At 42.9% G+C, this 15,941-nt stretch carries 16 protein-coding genes; all 16 read right to left on the bottom strand.

The features are described from left to right. Positions 1-9 precede the first annotated feature (9 nt). Positions 10-1,119, bottom strand: a complete 1,110-nt coding sequence (locus H6F57_RS04155) for a glycosyltransferase family 1 protein (protein ID WP_199294688.1) — start codon at positions 1,117-1,119, stop codon at positions 10-12. Between the two features lie 74 nt (positions 1,120-1,193). Beyond that, positions 1,194-2,069 (bottom strand): sulfotransferase, encoded by an 876-nt coding sequence (locus H6F57_RS04150; RefSeq protein WP_190626386.1) that lies wholly within the window; start codon positions 2,067-2,069, stop codon positions 1,194-1,196. A gap of 21 nt (positions 2,070-2,090) precedes the next feature. Further along, on the bottom strand, positions 2,091-3,020 hold the full coding sequence (locus H6F57_RS04145; protein ID WP_190626385.1) for a glycosyltransferase family 2 protein: 930 nt from the start codon (positions 3,018-3,020) through the stop codon (positions 2,091-2,093). A gap of 37 nt (positions 3,021-3,057) precedes the next feature. Further along, complete coding sequence (locus H6F57_RS04140; protein ID WP_190626384.1) at positions 3,058-4,248, bottom strand: glycosyltransferase; 1,191 nt, start codon at positions 4,246-4,248, stop codon at positions 3,058-3,060. Beyond that, positions 4,245-5,180, bottom strand: a complete 936-nt coding sequence (locus H6F57_RS04135; RefSeq protein WP_190626383.1) for an NAD-dependent epimerase/dehydratase family protein — start codon at positions 5,178-5,180, stop codon at positions 4,245-4,247. The genes H6F57_RS04140 and H6F57_RS04135 overlap by 4 nt, the downstream gene beginning before the upstream one ends. Next, complete coding sequence (locus tag H6F57_RS04130) at positions 5,177-6,022, bottom strand: class I SAM-dependent methyltransferase (RefSeq protein WP_190626382.1); 846 nt, start codon at positions 6,020-6,022, stop codon at positions 5,177-5,179. The genes H6F57_RS04135 and H6F57_RS04130 overlap by 4 nt, the downstream gene beginning before the upstream one ends. Beyond that, positions 6,012-6,578: an acyltransferase gene (locus H6F57_RS04125; protein WP_190626381.1), complete on the bottom strand. Its 567-nt coding sequence runs from the start codon at positions 6,576-6,578 to the stop codon at positions 6,012-6,014. The genes H6F57_RS04130 and H6F57_RS04125 overlap by 11 nt, the downstream gene beginning before the upstream one ends. A gap of 175 nt (positions 6,579-6,753) precedes the next feature. Continuing rightward, entirely contained in the window at positions 6,754-7,479 is a 726-nt protein-coding gene (locus H6F57_RS04120; RefSeq protein WP_190626380.1) for a class I SAM-dependent methyltransferase, read from the bottom strand. Positions 7,480-7,875: 396 nt separating this feature from the next. Then, positions 7,876-8,802 (bottom strand): glycosyltransferase family 2 protein, encoded by a 927-nt coding sequence (locus tag H6F57_RS04115; protein WP_190626379.1) that lies wholly within the window; start codon positions 8,800-8,802, stop codon positions 7,876-7,878. 3 nt (positions 8,803-8,805) lie between these two features. Continuing rightward, on the bottom strand, positions 8,806-9,423 hold the full coding sequence (locus tag H6F57_RS04110; RefSeq protein ID WP_190626378.1) for a sulfotransferase family 2 domain-containing protein: 618 nt from the start codon (positions 9,421-9,423) through the stop codon (positions 8,806-8,808). A gap of 37 nt (positions 9,424-9,460) precedes the next feature. Next, the gene (locus H6F57_RS04105; protein ID WP_190626377.1) at positions 9,461-10,195 is read right to left on the bottom strand and encodes an FkbM family methyltransferase; all 735 of its coding nucleotides are present in this window, start codon (positions 10,193-10,195) and stop codon (positions 9,461-9,463) included. 5 nt (positions 10,196-10,200) lie between these two features. Next, the gene (locus tag H6F57_RS04100; protein WP_190626376.1) at positions 10,201-10,914 is read right to left on the bottom strand and encodes an SAM-dependent methyltransferase; all 714 of its coding nucleotides are present in this window, start codon (positions 10,912-10,914) and stop codon (positions 10,201-10,203) included. 34 nt (positions 10,915-10,948) lie between these two features. Further along, positions 10,949-12,244 carry an ABC transporter ATP-binding protein gene (locus H6F57_RS04095; protein WP_190626375.1) on the bottom strand — a complete coding sequence of 432 codons (1,296 nt, stop codon included), beginning with the start codon at positions 12,242-12,244 and terminating at the stop codon, positions 10,949-10,951. Positions 12,245-12,285: 41 nt separating this feature from the next. Next, positions 12,286-13,152, bottom strand: a complete 867-nt coding sequence (locus H6F57_RS04090) for an ABC transporter permease (protein ID WP_190626374.1) — start codon at positions 13,150-13,152, stop codon at positions 12,286-12,288. Positions 13,153-13,185: 33 nt separating this feature from the next. Then, a complete protein-coding gene (locus H6F57_RS04085; protein WP_190626373.1) occupies positions 13,186-13,611 on the bottom strand; it encodes a hypothetical protein in 426 nt (141 codons plus the stop codon). Between the two features lie 228 nt (positions 13,612-13,839). Further along, the gene (locus H6F57_RS04080) at positions 13,840-15,144 is read right to left on the bottom strand and encodes a glycosyltransferase family 4 protein (RefSeq protein ID WP_199289664.1); all 1,305 of its coding nucleotides are present in this window, start codon (positions 15,142-15,144) and stop codon (positions 13,840-13,842) included. Positions 15,145-15,941: the final 797 nt, after the last annotated feature.

Raw genomic sequence — 15,941 nt, 5'->3', positions numbered from 1 at the left:
TGAAGTTTTTCATTCAGTAAGCAGGTGACAATAAGCTTTTGCCTGAGTCGACAAATTATGAGATTGATACCAGATATGAGCATTAGTAGCTATCTTTTGTGCAGTAGAAATGTCGATGTCATGGGGAGCCGATGGAAGAAACCAGTAATGAAACTGCTTCCTCAATCCATCATCCTCCAATCCTTGGTCTCGCCCAATAATTGGCAACATGCCATGAGCACAATAACTTGCAAAAATGCTTGACTTACCCAAGTAATTAATAGAGTAATCAAGAAAGCCAGCAAATGATGAAGATAGGATCTGGCTAATTTCCGATGAAGATCTGATTCCCAAAACATCAACCGGAACGTGCTCAACACTACATATACTCAAACCCTTAGTAGGTCCGATATCAATAATTTTTTCAATGCTTAGCTTTTCACATATTTGAATTAGACCCATCTGACAGTGCTGGTATACACGCAAGCGCCTGTTAAGGCCTCCAAATACAACTAATGTACGTGGTCTGTCGGCAAGAGGTAAAATGTTTTCTAGCTCTCCAACACTTGAGAAAACAGGTAAAACCGTAGTCAATTTTTCCGCTTTGTGATGTTCCCTAATACTGCCGAGAATATCTTGCAATGTCTCAGCATAAAGTTGCTTGCTTGTGACAAAGTGATTGCTTATATTTAGTAGTTGTTTTACCAAGCTTCTTTGCAATGCCGAAAGCCAAAAAGCACTTGTCCATACGGGACCAGAGGCAGCTATTTCATGAAACATTGTCACTAGATTTGCTTGCAGATATTGTTCCCTCCAAGCTTTTAATCCGTCAATCAGCCACAGCGGGCATCCACGATCAGCATAGCCATAACCTACGTAGTGAAGCAGAACAGAACTTTCTCGGTAAATTTGAGCTAAATGAGAAAACAGAATTTTTGCTGACCTTCTGGAAATCTTAGATACATGAAACCCTTCCACCTGCCCACTTCCAAGCCAAGTCGGATCACAGACCAAAAAATGAGTTTCAATACCAAAATCCAAACGAATTTGGCACGCTAAGCTAAGGGCATAATCACCAACTCCATCTACAGAAGGTGGTAATCGTGGAACTATAGAAATAATCATTTTGGAGATATTCACATCATGCAGAGCTTCAATCTAACCATATTAGTTATCACAGCTAATTTTCCTAAAACCTAAGATGGCTTGCTAGGCTAAACTAAGTAATTATGAAATTTTAATTCATCATACGCCACTTGCTCTGCCGACTTCACTTCTAATGGATCACGAGTCTTGTATTTACCAATTGATTTAGGCGATGCTTTTTGAAGGTTTTTGATGAAGCGATCGCTTGTTTGGACACCTAGATGTTTTGAAATCTTTTCCCCAACGGTTATTGGCTCCCTAGCTAAATCTTCGTAGCTAATTTGCAAAACCCTTCCATTGGAAATCACCTCATCTTGACAGAAAAAGCGATCGCAACATTTCACCATTTCTTTCCACATCCAAATTGCTCGCACGTAAGGAGAAGCTTCCAGAAAATCACTTGCCTGATCGCCTTCAACCCACCAAGGTATACACATACCTTGATACATATACCCGAAAGGGGATTCTGAAGTGCGAAAACCTTTTAATTTTTCATCAGTTAATACGTCATAGCTTTTAACTAAGGAGTTAGCGCAATCACGACCATCACGAACTAAGTATATAATTTTAGATTTGGGTAGCGCCTGCTGAATAAACTTAGGAGCAAAGCTAAAAAACGGCTCTTTGTAAATCAAATTTTGCAGTTGACGCTTCCGCCGAAATAATTCTATTGCTTCGTTAGAAGACATAGAACCAGTTAAAAGACGATGAAATGCTCTAAATCGGGAATTGGGTACGGCATCAAGATAGACATTTAGGGATGATTCTAAAGAGTACTCTAAACAGTGGTTTATCTGCTCAGGCAACTTTTGAGCAGCCAAATGAGCCATGGGAACTGGAAAAGAGATTCCCGACAAGCACTCTGTATAGGGAAGAGCTTGTAAACAATCCATCAAGAAAGTTGTACCTGATCTGGGACAACCTAGAACAAAAATTACATTCATGAAAATATGTTTTTCGTCGGCTTATCTGCTTGTCAAATATTTCTTCTGAAAACAAGTTAATTTATGATAAATGTAAGGACTCCCAATTAAAAAGGGGCGTGCGATTGCTTCTCTTATTAGCCTTGTTTTACTAATCTTTTTTGGTTGAGATCTATACTCAGTATTGAAAAGCTTTTTCCATTCTCTAGAAGATTCTTCTTGTTTTATATGAGGTATAGCTGAGCTTTTGTTCTGTCTATAACACCGAAAGTAACCTAAATAATCATTGATTTTTAGAAATTTTCCGTAGAAGTATAGTCGGCCAAAAAATTCTAAATCCATTGCAAATTGAAGTTCTTCTTTCAGATATCCGGCTTGTTCCATCACTCTCTTTCTCCAAAAGGTGGTTTCCGAACAAATGACATACTGAGTTATTTCAGGCACAAAGGATGGCGGAATGGATAATCCTGTAACCTCACCTCTTTCATTAAGTAAAATACGGTTGCCGTGAAAAACCGAATAAGATTTATTATGGTAGGAAGCCCTTGCAATTTTTTGAAGGGTGTTTTTCACATACAGATCATCGCTGTTGATCCAACCCAAAATAGAGCCTGTCGCTATCCTCAAACCCTTGTTAATTGCATGAGTTTGTCCGTTATCTATTTCGCTAACCCAATAATTAATACAGGGAGAATACTTTTGAAGTATTTCAACCGAATTGTCTGTGCTGCCTCCGTCAATAATTATATATTCTAGGTTTGGATATCCCTGGAGCAAGACCGATCGAATCGTCTCTTCAATAAACTTACCCTGGTTATAGCTGGGCGTCACAATGCTGATGCGCGGATATTTAGAACCATCGGATATTCGATCACCCACAGGTTTACTTTGCTCAGTCCAAGGCCATCCTGTTTTGCCGGGGGGAGGAGCAGGCAAATCATGAAGAGTAAGGGCTTTCGTTATTGGTGTCATAGGTGTGATCCGCAATATCGTTTTTCCTTTCTGGAGCTTACCCAGATGTTTGGGAAATTTCCAGAAAAGCCTCACCAAATATTTTGATTTCCTTTAAACTATTCGCTTTTGCCATTGCTTCATTTTCCGGATTGGGTCCGGGCATTAAATGCTCCCAATGCTCTGCTAGAAAAGTCGTCAAGTGTTCCGCAGAATCTCGCTTAAAGAAAATACTGTGAGGTGGATTTTGTTCTTTATTTACTGGTAAATCTGATAGAATCAAGTGCTTTCCAAGACATCTTGCGTCCTCAACTAGAGTGCTCCATCCCTCAAATAGCGAGGGTTGAATTACTGCTAGCGCACGTCGCATAAGTTGCACCTGATCGATTTTTGGGATTAACCCTAGCAAAAACACTTGCTGAGCTAATCCCCATTTGTGAATTGTTTGCAGAATAGTGTCTGAATAAGCAGGCTGACGATAATCGTAAATATGGCCTGTACAAACGACAATTGGATAAATAGATTTTTCCCTTAGCAGCTTCAATGCTTCAAAGATAACTAGGTGATTTTTATGTTGCCAGAACTGGTTACTAATAATAAAAAAACGGTCGGGTAAGTGGTATTTTCTCTGCGTCTGCAAAGGATCACCTGCATAGAATGCGGAACGAAGAGAAGTCTTAAAAGGGAGGATAATGGTTTTATCGATTGTTTCGGGAAAAAACTTATGTAGGTCAGATTCAGCAGTTTTGCTACTCAAAACTATAGTAGATGAATATTTAGCGATGTTGGCGAATTTTCTATCCCTACTATTAATTATATCGCTTGTAAAGAAGTGCGGTAGATGCTTATGTTGAAGGTCAAAGATCCATGCAGCCGAACGATAAGATCTCTTTCTGGTAGTTCGACTAAAATAAGGATAAACAAAATCAATTTGCTTGCTATTAAGAAATGATTCGAGCCGTAGATTGTCGATCTTGAAGAGGCTGCGAGAAAGTTTCCAACAAATTCGATTTAATAATGTTATGGGCTGAAGATCTTGCTGAGTATAAATTTTGTTTAGGTATGGATGGATCTGGTGTTTAGTTTCTTCTTCTAACTTGTTATTGCACAATAGATTCAGCTCAAAGGTTGCTCGAGTTTCGGCTGGTAAGCTTCCCAATGCTAAGATAATGTTTTTGATATATTCGCTACCACCAATCCAATCGCGTCCGCCCTGCATTATGAGACAGATCTTTAGAGGCTTACTCATACACCAACTAACTCCGCACGACACCAGTTTGTGAAGGTTTGCACACCCCTTTCTAATGCAACAGAGGGAATAAACCCCAGGGTTTGCAATTTTGAGATGTTTGCTTTCCAATGCAAGGGGTTCCCGGTCGGAACTTTACCGTCAAACTCTAATCTTCCCTCATATTCCAGGGTTTCCAGCACCAATCCGGCAATTTCGGCAATGGTTACTTCTCTCCCTGTTGCCAGATTATAAGTTTCCCCCTCCATAGTGGGGGCTTTGGCGATTGTAAACAACGCTTTGGCGATATCTAAAGCGTGAATAAAGTCCCGGCTCTCCTGCCCGGTGCCCTGGAGTTGAACGGAATGATGGACAATGGCTTTCTGGCAAATGTCCCAGAGTACCTGACGGCGCAACCCAGGTCCATAGGCCGAGAAAATGCGAACAGCAGCAGTAGGCACTTGATAAAGCTTGGTAAATTCCAAACAGATTTGCTCACATTGCAGCTTGTGGAACCCATAGGGGGAAATGGGAGCTGTTAACTGGTCTTCACTGATGGGAATGGAATCGGGGTTGCCATAGACTGCAGCACTTGATAACAGAATGAAACGACATTGAGGAGCATGGAGACGTAATGCGTTTAGTAATTCAAAGGTCAGAACAGTGTTGCCATAAAAATCTGCTTCTGGGTCTTTAACCGAGAGCCCGACCGACGCCCGACCTGCACAGTGTATAAGAACTTGAGGAGATGTTTCTTGAAAAATAGTCTTTAAATTACTGTCCGGTAATTGCAGACGATGATAGACAGTTAGATTGGATAAGGGCGCATTTTCCGGAAGAGAGTTATCAATCCCTACTACGGCCCACCCCTGTTCCATAAAATACCGAACAACATAGCGGCCAATAAAGCCTGCTGCTCCCGTTACTAAAACAACTTTTGATGGAGTAATCACGATTTAATTGCTAGAAATGAGTAGTGACAACCGGGAGTTTGTGATCGATAAGAGAGGTAACGACCGCATAGACTCTGCACTATCTCACTAGATGCCAACCTCTGTGCAAGCCCCTGTTCAATCCAGCGACCCAACATTGAGACAATCACTGAACGGAATTCTGATTTCGTCATGGGTGCATAATTGATGACGCTTTCCCACGGGCCAATTACTTGCTTAAGTCTCAACCCTGCCTCGTTGATTGCCTGAGTATATTCCTGAAGCAGGTAAGCGTTTTCACCTCCATAGAGAAAGTGCAGGGTATGGGTGTTAAGAAATACCTGTAAATCTTCTTTTTTAGAAAGGACATGCTCACGGGTTGCAAGTAGAATGCCACCTGGTTTCAGAACTCTTGCTGCTTCACGGCACAATTGCTCTAGTTGATGGGCATGGTGAAGCACCGCTCTACCATAAACAATGTCGAAGCTGTTGTCGGCAAAGGGCAATTCCTCACCATATTCCTGCACCACTTCGATCGGTAATTGAGTGCGACTAACCAGAGATTGAATGGCCTGAGCACCAACAATTGCACTGGGATCGGGTTCTAATGCAACGACAGAACATCCCGATTTTGCAAAAGCATAGCTAGAAATGCCCCGACCTGCACCAATATCCAGTACCTTTCCCCGCATGAATGCTCCTAACAATTGCTCAATTGCAGCCCACTCCTCACTACGATAAAATCGCTCAACGGCAGACTCCAAAGGATCATCGTAATAGCAATGTTGAACTAATAGCTGCCGATCGGGTTGTTGCCGCAGCCAATCAACGGCTTGTTCCCAGGTAAGAAGCTTATCGCTCATATTCGGGAATCTCTTGAATAATACGAGCCGGATTGCCCGCCACAATCGTCCACGGAGGCACATCTTTAGTCACAACCGAGCCTGCCCCGACTATCGCCCCCTCGCCGATCGTGACTCCCTTCAAAATAATTGCGTGAGTTCCGATCCATGCTCCATTACTTACAGTGATTGGGCTGCTTTTAGTAGTTGTCCAATCATGCTTTCCCTGTCTCCAATCGGCTAAATCCTTTCTTCGAATACTGTATCGAGTACTATGGTTATCACTATCTGCAAAAACACATCCATAAGAGACTAAGACGTCATCTCCTATTGAAATTGATACAACACAGTCTAATATAGTACTGCCTCCAATATATGTATTATTACCTATAGTTATTGAGCTACCATCAGTCTCAGTTACCAAAAAGCCTTCTATTAAAGAGTCATCTCCTATTTTGATCAGGCTATTTTTTGATCGCTTATCTATAGAACCTCGTATTTCACTATTGCTCCCTAGGAAGTCCACTGAAGTAGGCTTATTTCTGCTCAAAATCTTACGAAAAACATTTGCAATCATGTAATTTTTCATCCACTTTGGAGAAAGTATCTCGCTTAAGTGCATCCTACTTCTCAAGAAAGACTGCTTTTTGTTTCGTCATAGAAAGAGCTTCACTTAGCTTCTAGCAAAACTGAGATACATTTAGTTTAAAACTTGCAGATGTGACTGAACGAGAAAAAACTGCTAAAAATTATTATCTACCTCCCTTTAGGCAAATAAACCATTTACCTATAGAAATGTCATCATTCCATTGAGAATCCAGAACATATACGGTTGGATAAACTTGCTTAAACTTGTCAAGCCACCATTCAATGGAGTTGTTGTGAAAGCTCTGAAGCGTCTTCATCCAACCTTCATTTTGATTGCTTCTTGATACAGGAAGCATATGAAAAGAAGAAGCTTTTGTAATTCGATAACTTTCAGTGATAAACTTCAAAATGCCATCTTCAGTGAAGTGTTCTAGAGAGCCTATAGAGTATGAATAATCAAAAGAACTATCTATGTAATTTGTTTTAGTTGCATCAGAAATCTTAAGTTTCTTATCTGAGAAACCACGTTGCTTTGCCTTCCCAATCAGTAAATCCGAGATGTCAACGCCATATAAGTCTAAATTGGGAAATTTAGACAGAATCTCCATAGTCCGACCAGTGCCGCAAGCAATGTCAAGAACCTTACCTTCAAGGGGGGCCATCAAAAACTGAACTTCGTTCCAAACATTTCCTTCCCCCCAAGTTTCCAATAAATTTGCTATCTTAGAGTCCCAGTATAAATCTAGATCTTGAACATTCGGATTTGCATCTTGTTTCAGTTTCTTCGATTTTTGGGCAGTTTTATTTTTGAGATTGGCTAATTTAGCTTTGAGTTTGGATGAGCCCGACCACAGCAATGGAGGACACAATTGATTAGCAATATTCTTCACTGAATTTACTCCCTTATTAAAAAACTTAGCGAGATTAAATGAATCTGAATTTCATTTTAAGAAAATACAAAAGAGAATTTATAGTAAAATGCTCATTTTTTCAGTTAATTTAATTTCCTTTCAAGTTCAAAGCTCTTAATTTCCGAGACATAGGCTCCCGCTGCTAAATCAGAAGATAGATAAGATAACTGATTCATTGTAAAGATAGGCACACCAGAGGAGTTATAGACTCACCACGAAATTTCTAAATTGTAATTGCTCGGCTTAATTCATGTTCTAGGCCGATAGCGATTGTCGTTCGTACATCCAAAACAGAAGTAATTTAATATTGCAAATCTAACAATAAAAATCTGATTTCCTATTGTGCTTAAGCACTGGAGATAAATCTTTTAAGGATTAAGTTAAAAAATAAGAAGCGAACCTCCTCAAAAGGCGTTTACTTTTTGAAAAAGCATATTGTTTAGGTTTTATGCCACTATAGTAATGACTAGAAGTATGGGCATCAGCTGTACAGTTTCTCAAAATAGAGGAGGGATGATTTATTTCACCTATATCTAAAGCCGGGATATTTGATAGCATACTCTTTTGAGTTGTGTGTGTTGCATCAGAGCCAAAGCCTATATTTGAAACTAAATTTATATTTGGTAAGATTGTCAAGCCACCATTGCTCATGCAGGTAAAGGTCCACTGGTAATCCCAAGTATCAGGTTTGTTTTGGGTATAAAGGGTATCCCAAATTCGGCCCCAGTATTGTTGTTCAAGAGGATTTTCAAAGATTATGCTTAATAAGCCTGATGCTTTAAAGCTAGGCCATTTCTTTAATTCACCATCATAGTGTTTCCAAGCGCGACGCCAGGTAGCCCATCCCCAGCAATGGTTATATCTTGAGAAATAATAACTATAGGGCGTCTGTTGCTGCCCGTCTTGCACGTTATTGCCGCTGACTACCATGATGCGCTCGTCATGGCGATAGTATTCAAGCAGGATTTCGCAGTAGGGAAAAAATGATGGATGAGGGAGACAGTCATCCTCAAGGATAATCGCTTCTTCTACCTGTTCAAAGGCCCAGGTTATACCGGAAGATATCCGCTTCCGACAGCCCAAGTTCACATCTGAGTAATTGCGTAAGACTTCGCAATTCCAATCAATATTTTCAGTAACAGCTCTGGCTTGCTGGCATAGAACAGATTCTCCTTCACTACGAGGGCCATCGGCTACTACCAGTAGCTTTGTAGGTTGGGCTTGACGGATTGCTTCAAAAACCTGGGCTGTCAAATTAGGACGGCGAAAAATAAGGAATACGACTGGGGTGGAGCAAACCATAAGTTAAAAAGAATAGTTAAAAAGAGATATATCAGGTTCAAATGCAGCCTCAACCATATCTCGCGTCTTTTGAGTATAAAATTTTTGGTACGGGACAGTGTTTGAAACGTTTAGCTTAGGTAAGCGGGCAGGTATACCTATACGTTTGCAAACCACTTTAAAGTCTTCATCAAGTGTTTCGAATCTACCGACAAAGTCTACTAAGAGTTCTCCATTTTGAGAATAAATAAAATCCTTCTGAAATCTAACCTCTTTAGTACATCGCCAATCTAAGTAGTTTTCAAAGCTCTTAAATTCTTTGGCGAGTTTATGCTGAGGATGGTTAGGAGTTTTTAACATGTATTGGTAGAGGGAGACTTGCCAATCCCACGGATTCCGCACAAAACAAAAGGAAAAGTATGACTTAAATTTTTCTTCTCCAATAACTGAGCTTATTGTGGCAGCTGTGGCATGAGTTGAGCATGGCTGAGCGAGGTAAGAAATGCCAATTTTTTTAAGTTGGCGACTTGTAAAGCGCTGCAATTTAGTAGCCATAAAAGGCAACAAGGCAGTTGATACGCTTGTGCCAGCATTTTTATATATATGAACAAAAATAAATTTATGTCTGTGCGAGATCAGCATGATTTTTTATTTAAAAAATTTTCAATTACTGAATGTCTTATGTCTCTAGAATATAAAAAATCGTATTCATGGTTTTCGCAAATAACCTATAACCCTGGCTTTTCAGGAACACGTAAGACTCAGATGTTTCAAGTGGCTTATCTAGATTAAATTCCAGCTCTTCGATTAAAATTATTTTAGGGCGATACTTGCTCCAGTTGTTTGACAACAAAACTTGATAATCCAAGCCTTCCACGTCAATAGACATAAAATCGATTGATGTAGTGCTGGATATATATTCGTCTAAAATGCTGCTAAGCCTTTGGGTTTTTATAGTCTTTTGATTAATCAGCTTAACTACACCTCTTAAGCCATCTCGCTTTTCGGAAAGTTCTTCAGAAAAGCTATTGTAGGCTGGATTGTTAAACATGTAATACGTTAAGTCCTCTTCTTTTTGAGCAATGGCTCGCTCTAGATTAATATCATCTGGCCTTGTAACTTTAAAGGCATCCATACTTCCAGGCATTGCATCAATATTTATGCCCCGCCACCCTCGTAAGTAAAAAAGGTAAGTATTTGAGAATAGTTGAGGATGATGAGCGCCTACGTCAACATAGTAGCCTTTCTCTTTCCTTTCAAATAGTCGAGCCAGTATCCGATCCTCGCCTTCTTGAGAGAAAGAGATAGTGTGATGATTGTAAATGGGAAAAGGATAAATAAATGTTTTTTGAAAGGCCGCCTTTGCAGTTTTCTTGAGCCTTAAACTAAATTTTTTAAATACATTCTCGATCATAGAGTTTACGAATACCCAAATTGGGCTTGGTCAAGAGTACTGTTGAAGTTGTCGTACTTCGATACCTGCTGAATTCCCGCTTTAGAGAAGGATGGTTGCTTTTTCTCCTTCGAAAGAAAGCGAAATTCGCGATGAAAATATAAAGATGTAGTCCAAGAATAATCGTTGACTGGCCCGAAACCATGCATGTCAACTTCGATTAAATTACAGTCATTTCTTAAAAAAGCTGATGTATTAGGATGCCAATCTGAGTTATCCAGCACTATTAATCCTCCATCATTAAGATGCTTTACAGATTTTTGTGCACATTCGCCTCTACGCAGAGAATCTATAATTATCAAATCGAACTTTGATGATGATTCATCGATAGCTTCAGCAAATTCTGATTCTTCTCGGAAACGGATGTCTTGATTTGGCAGTGACTGCTGAGAGCAATATCCATACCATTCTTTACTACTTTCGATACTTGTAATCCTTTTGCATCGCTTCGCGAAAAAAAGCGAGGAGTTGCCTGCTCCCCACTCAAAAACTGACTTGTCGCTCAGATCCAATTGAGCTAGGTATTCAATAGCAGGGTAGGTAAACCAAGGCAAAGGGTCGTGGTTAGTATCGACTGGCTTCTGTAGTGATCTTGTATAGTGATACCCATACTTTTCTGCAAGGTTGTAAGTTAAACCTTCTAAACTTTTGTCACATGGAAAGACGCTATAGTAGCTCATAAGCTTATGAACTACTCTATTGAGCAGAGGCTTACTACGCATATTCATAAGAATTTTTAGCTATCGAGAAATCTACAAGGACACTTTTTCCTTGATAACCAAAAGGGCAGGGCTTGCCCGTACCATAAAAATCTCCTCCTTCAACAGAGAACTGAATTCCTTCGGTTATCCAATCTTGAATAATGCCGTTGGATTCAGCAAAAAGTGATAGCGAGTAATTGCCATCGGTGAGAGGCAGTTTTTTGATGCAAAAATCTATAAAATCACAATCTCTAATGTGAACTTCCTCTTGACATGTCATTTCAGTCGAAAGCACAATATTGACTCCGGATACACTTGCTATAGCAACGCCTATACGACAGTTTTTGAATATGGGTTTTGCCAAAGAGGTTGAAAAAAACAGTCTGATACCCAGCGGCTCTCCCGATAAAGCAGCATTGATTGAATTTTTCTGGTCGTCTAATAATTCTAGTTTTGAGAATCTCAAGCCACCTTCTCCTCGGCGTTGAGCAATTTTGTGCAAATCACTCCAATCTTGGGAGGTGGCGCCTGTATTTAAATAGAGCTGAATCATAGAGTTAGGTTCACCTTTAGCTTGAACCTGGCCACGATTTAGAAAAATGATGTAGTTACATAAATTCTGTATCATTGCCATATTGTGGCTTACGAATAAAACTGTGCGTCCATCTTTCTCTGCCACGTCTTCCATTTTTCCTAAGCATTTTTTCTGGAATGCGGCATCGCCCACTGCTAATACTTCATCTACCACTAAGATTTCGGGTTCTAAGTGAGCCGCTACGGCAAATGCTAATCGTACGTACATACCGCTGCTGTAGCGCTTGACAGGTGTATCTAAAAACTTTTCTACCTCTGCAAAAGCTACGATCTCGTCAAAATTGCGGCGAATTTCTACCTTGCTCATCCCCAAGATGGCCCCGTTGAGGTAAATATTTTCTCGTCCTGTTAGCTCTGGGTGAAACCCTGTGCCTACTTCTAGTAGACTGGCTACTCGCCCCTTGATGCTAATGCGACCTTCGGTTGGTTCAGTAATGCGGCTGAGGATCTTGAGCAGAGTAGATTTGCCTGCGCCATTGCGACCGATGATGCCAATGCGATCGCCCCGTTTAACCTCAAAGGAGACATCTTTTAATGCCCAAAACTCTTCAAGATTGGAACTTGGTTTTTTAGAGAACTTTGGGTTGAAAAGCTGGGTAATACCTTTAGCTCTATTGGCTAAAACATCTCGCAGAGCCGTGTAGCGCTCTTGCTGCTGATGGCCAATGATGTATTTTTTGCCCAAATTTTCAACGCGAATTACGGTATCAGACATGGTAGCCGTCGGTGAAGGTCGTCGTAGGAAGGTATCAGAGGCTAAATCACGTCTGCAAAGGTTCGCTCCATTTTCCGGAAGTACCAGATGCCAGATACCAGCAGCAGCATGACTAGACTTACCGATAGAGCAAACCCTGGCCAGTAGATGCTGGCCTCATTCCCTAAGATGGCCCAGCGAAAGCCGTCAATTACTCCGACCATAGGGTTTAACGAGTACAACAACCGCCAGCGATCGGGCACAATGCTACTGCTAAACCCCACTGGAGAAATGTAGAGGCCAAATTGAACTAAAAACGGCACAATATATCGAAAATCGCGATACTGAACATTCAGCGATGCCATCCATAGCCCTACGCCTAGAGAGGCTGCTAGGGCTATCAATGTGAACAGGGGTAGGGTAACGATCCGCCAATTGGGCACGTAGGCAAACCACACCATTAGCGCCACCAAAATGATGCCAGAAATGGCAAAGTCCACAAAGCTAACTACTACAGCGCTAGTGGGTACTACCAAGCGAGGAAAGTACACTTTTGATAGTAGATTGGCATTAGCGATCAGGCTGTTGCTGCACTCTGCTAGGGCGGTGGAAAACAGCTGCCAGGGTAGCATGGCAGAAAACACTAAAATGGGGTACGGCACGCCGTCCGATGGCAAGTTCGCTAGACGACCAAATACTACTGTAAACACCACCATCGTCAGAAATGGCCGAATGAGTGCCCACCCCACTCCAATGGCAGTCTGTTTGTAGCGCACTAAAATATCGCGCCAGGCTAAAAAATAAAATAGCTCTCGATAGCGCCAGATATCTTGCCAGTAATTTTTCTCTGTGCGACCTGCTTCAATAATCAGCTCGGCCTCTCCAGGAGCACTCGATGCCCGGCGTCGCTTAATTTTCAGCTTGGTCATCGAGGGTTACCTGAATCGGAGTCAAGTGCTAGCTTAGCCAATGTGGCGAAAGTCTTTGATGCCCTGGTACTGGGTTTGGCGAGCCTGCCGGCGGGTAAACTCGCCCACGCTAGGGTTGCCGGTAGGAAGAATTACGCCGCTGGCCTGCATCCAGAGGTGTTCTGGCGCGGCTACAACTATGTATCGGTTAGCGACGGTTCTGTGGACATGGTACCAGCGGGTTGCTTGGCAGTGATTGCACCAAAAGGCCTCTATCCATTCTCCGGTCAAGGGGACGGTGCCATAACCAGCAATCACGGTGAGTGATCGCAGTCGGCTTAACCCCCGCTGTTGGAGATGCTCTGGCTCAGTGGTGTAGAGCGGATACTTTTGGCTAACGCTGTCGAGGTAGGTGCCGTGGTCAGAGCAGTAAATGGCGCGTCGTTTAGATCGGCTGCGATTGCGGCGGGGCTGAGTCATGGTGGGAGAATGGCAAAGAGCACAGGGTTAACTAACAGGCATTGGCTAAAGATAGCCACACCCGTCCTGGGCTACGGCCTCGGCAATGGCTGCTGAGGTTGCGGGGGAGAGACTGAGATCACAGTGACCATCAAAGCCCACTCCATGCCAGAAGGGTACAGGATTTATTGAATTAAGCAAGGTCTAAAGCCGAGTTTTTTTAAGATTCTTTCGCCCATGTTGGTCAAATTACAAGTGAGAGACGGTAGCCTTAGGCACCTCAGCCTGCGGAGCTGCTGCTTTTGGGGTCTGTAGGCAAGCTTTTACAACCTCAAAATAACGATGGGTGCCCTGCTCAGGGGTAAACTTTTGCTGCATGTAGCGGCGACCTCGGCTGCCCATTTGCTGAACTAGGGCGGGGTTGGCCACCAATGTGCGAATAAAATTGGCCAGCCCTGCGCCATCGCCATTGCTAAAGGCCCGGCCAAAGCCCCCCTCTGCTAACAGCGATCGCAGGTAAGAATGGGGCTCACAAATAGCGGCCACAGGTCGGCCCGCCGCTAGGCTGCCGTACAGTTTGCTGGGAGCTACCAGCCCTTCTACCCCTTCTACCAGGCTAACTAAGCTGAGGTCACAGGCAGTGAGAGAAAAGGGCAGGGTTTCTTTTGCTTGGTAGGGTAAAAACAAGCAATTGGTCAACGCTGCGCGGGCAGTACGGTCAACACAGAGCTGGCGCTTGGCCCCAGCCCCAATAAACACAAACCTGACGGGCTCGTGGCGCAGAGCCATGGCTGCTGCCAGGATAGTGTCCATGTCGTGGCAGCGCCCCATATTGCCGGAATAGAGCACCGTAAAGACTTGATCGAGCTGATGGTGTAAAGCAAACCAGTTATTGGCTTTTGGTAAGGGAACAATCAGGCTAGGGTCAGCCCAGTTGTGAATTACCGATATTTTGTCGGCGGCTTCGGGGCAGTGATCGACAATGCGCTGTTTCATGGTTTGGCTCAGCACTACAATGGCCTCGGCTTGTTGCCAGGTGCGGCAGTTGAGCCAGCGCCAGAGGAGCACCAGCCAGTGATGCTTCGAGACCACTCCCAGGGCCAAGGCCACTTCGGGATAAAGGTCATACACCACGCACAGATAGGGTTGACCGAACAGGCAATGCATCAGGTAGGCCAGCACCGGTAGATAGGGGGGTTCGGTGGTGACTAGCAGCAGCTGGCCGCGACGGTCTGGGTGCAATAGCTTAATCAGCGATCGCAAACAGTAAAGCAGCCCACCCACTGCGCGCCCCCGAATGCGTTTGGGCCAGAGCCGTGAGGTGCGTGTGCGGCGAATCGTCACCCCTTGCACCTCCTCTTGCTTAGGGGCAAGTCTGCGATCGTAGGCATAGCCTGGCTGTCCGGCAAACACCTGCACCCCCACCCCTTGCCGACTAAAGCTCTGAGCCAGTTCTTCCACAAGCTGCCCAGTAGCGGCATAGTCGGGTGGGAAAAACTGAGTCAGAATTGAGACCTGCAAGGGAAGGCTAAGCCGGTTTTGGTTTGCTCTCATAGGATCTACTCATTGTGCGATGCAACACGGATGACAGCTAAATACTCTAATTCTGAGCTTTAGTTTTTAGAGAAGTGTAGAGTCTATCGGTTAAGAAACCCCTAGCGATTAGATGTGATATTGCCCTTAACTAGCGGTTGGAGTATGTATTGGAGGCCACATTTCTTAGGGCTGCCACTGAATTTCAAAATTTATTCTTTAGTGTTCAGAGTATTGCCTAAAGTTCGATGAGAGAGGGGCTAGAGATATTATTTTTTACAATTTACCTCATGACTGCACATTTGGGCTTTCTAACTTCAAATTTGACCCTGAGTTTTCGGAGAGACTGAGGGCGAATTGGTCGTGAGTTAGTTAACTCCAGCACCAGCTCCGCTCGGCCAATCCTATGATAACCTCTTCCAAAACAACTAACTATTCGTGCGGTGCTGGTGTGAGGATAACGCCTGAATCTTTGCCGACCTTATGTAAGTCTAGGAACAAAGATTCTTGAATCTATCTTAGGTATGAACCTTGAATGATTTCTGGAAGTAGATTGGCTCTCTGATTGATAAGCCCAGCAGAATATCCCAGCGGCATTAGCTCAGATTGCTGCTGTTCAAGTCTTCGTGATATTGACAGTCTCTAAACTCATGCTGCTGTTAAAAGCGCAAGGCAGATGAAAACTACGTTTTGGCAAAAAGAGATGGGTAGTGTTCTAGACCTGTGTATGGGTTGTTATATAGGTCGCCCAAATTCATAGCGGTTGATGAACAGTCCAATCACGGTGTCATGCATCAAGACAGATTTAGAGAAGCAAA

This window comes from Leptolyngbya sp. FACHB-60 (assembly GCF_014695775.1).
Lineage (GTDB): Bacteria > Cyanobacteriota > Cyanobacteriia > Phormidesmidales > Phormidesmidaceae > Nodosilinea.
Note: the sequence above shows the minus strand (reverse complement) of the source record. Positions and strands in the feature narration are given on the sequence as shown.

Excerpts from the sequence above, each read along its gene's own strand:
- H6F57_RS04150 (WP_190626386.1), bottom strand. The coding sequence starts at position 2,069 with ATGAATGTAATTTTTGTTCTAGGTTGTCCCAGATCAGGTACAACTTTC.
- H6F57_RS04145 (WP_190626385.1), bottom strand. The coding sequence starts at position 3,020 with ATGACACCAATAACGAAAGCCCTTACTCTTCATGATTTGCCTGCTCCT.
- H6F57_RS04140 (WP_190626384.1), bottom strand. The coding sequence starts at position 4,248 with ATGAGTAAGCCTCTAAAGATCTGTCTCATAATGCAGGGCGGACGCGAT.
- H6F57_RS04130 (WP_190626382.1), bottom strand. The coding sequence starts at position 6,022 with ATGAGCGATAAGCTTCTTACCTGGGAACAAGCCGTTGATTGGCTGCGG.
- H6F57_RS04125 (WP_190626381.1), bottom strand. The coding sequence starts at position 6,578 with ATGATTGCAAATGTTTTTCGTAAGATTTTGAGCAGAAATAAGCCTACT.
- H6F57_RS04115 (WP_190626379.1), bottom strand. The coding sequence starts at position 8,802 with ATGGTTTGCTCCACCCCAGTCGTATTCCTTATTTTTCGCCGTCCTAAT.
- H6F57_RS04110 (WP_190626378.1), bottom strand. The coding sequence starts at position 9,423 with ATGCTGATCTCGCACAGACATAAATTTATTTTTGTTCATATATATAAA.
- H6F57_RS04105 (WP_190626377.1), bottom strand. The coding sequence starts at position 10,195 with ATGATCGAGAATGTATTTAAAAAATTTAGTTTAAGGCTCAAGAAAACT.
- H6F57_RS04100 (WP_190626376.1), bottom strand. The coding sequence starts at position 10,914 with ATGAGCTACTATAGCGTCTTTCCATGTGACAAAAGTTTAGAAGGTTTA.
- H6F57_RS04095 (WP_190626375.1), bottom strand. The coding sequence starts at position 12,244 with ATGTCTGATACCGTAATTCGCGTTGAAAATTTGGGCAAAAAATACATC.
- H6F57_RS04090 (WP_190626374.1), bottom strand. The coding sequence starts at position 13,152 with ATGACCAAGCTGAAAATTAAGCGACGCCGGGCATCGAGTGCTCCTGGA.
- H6F57_RS04085 (WP_190626373.1), bottom strand. The coding sequence starts at position 13,611 with ATGACTCAGCCCCGCCGCAATCGCAGCCGATCTAAACGACGCGCCATT.
- H6F57_RS04080 (WP_199289664.1), bottom strand. The coding sequence starts at position 15,144 with ATGAGAGCAAACCAAAACCGGCTTAGCCTTCCCTTGCAGGTCTCAATT.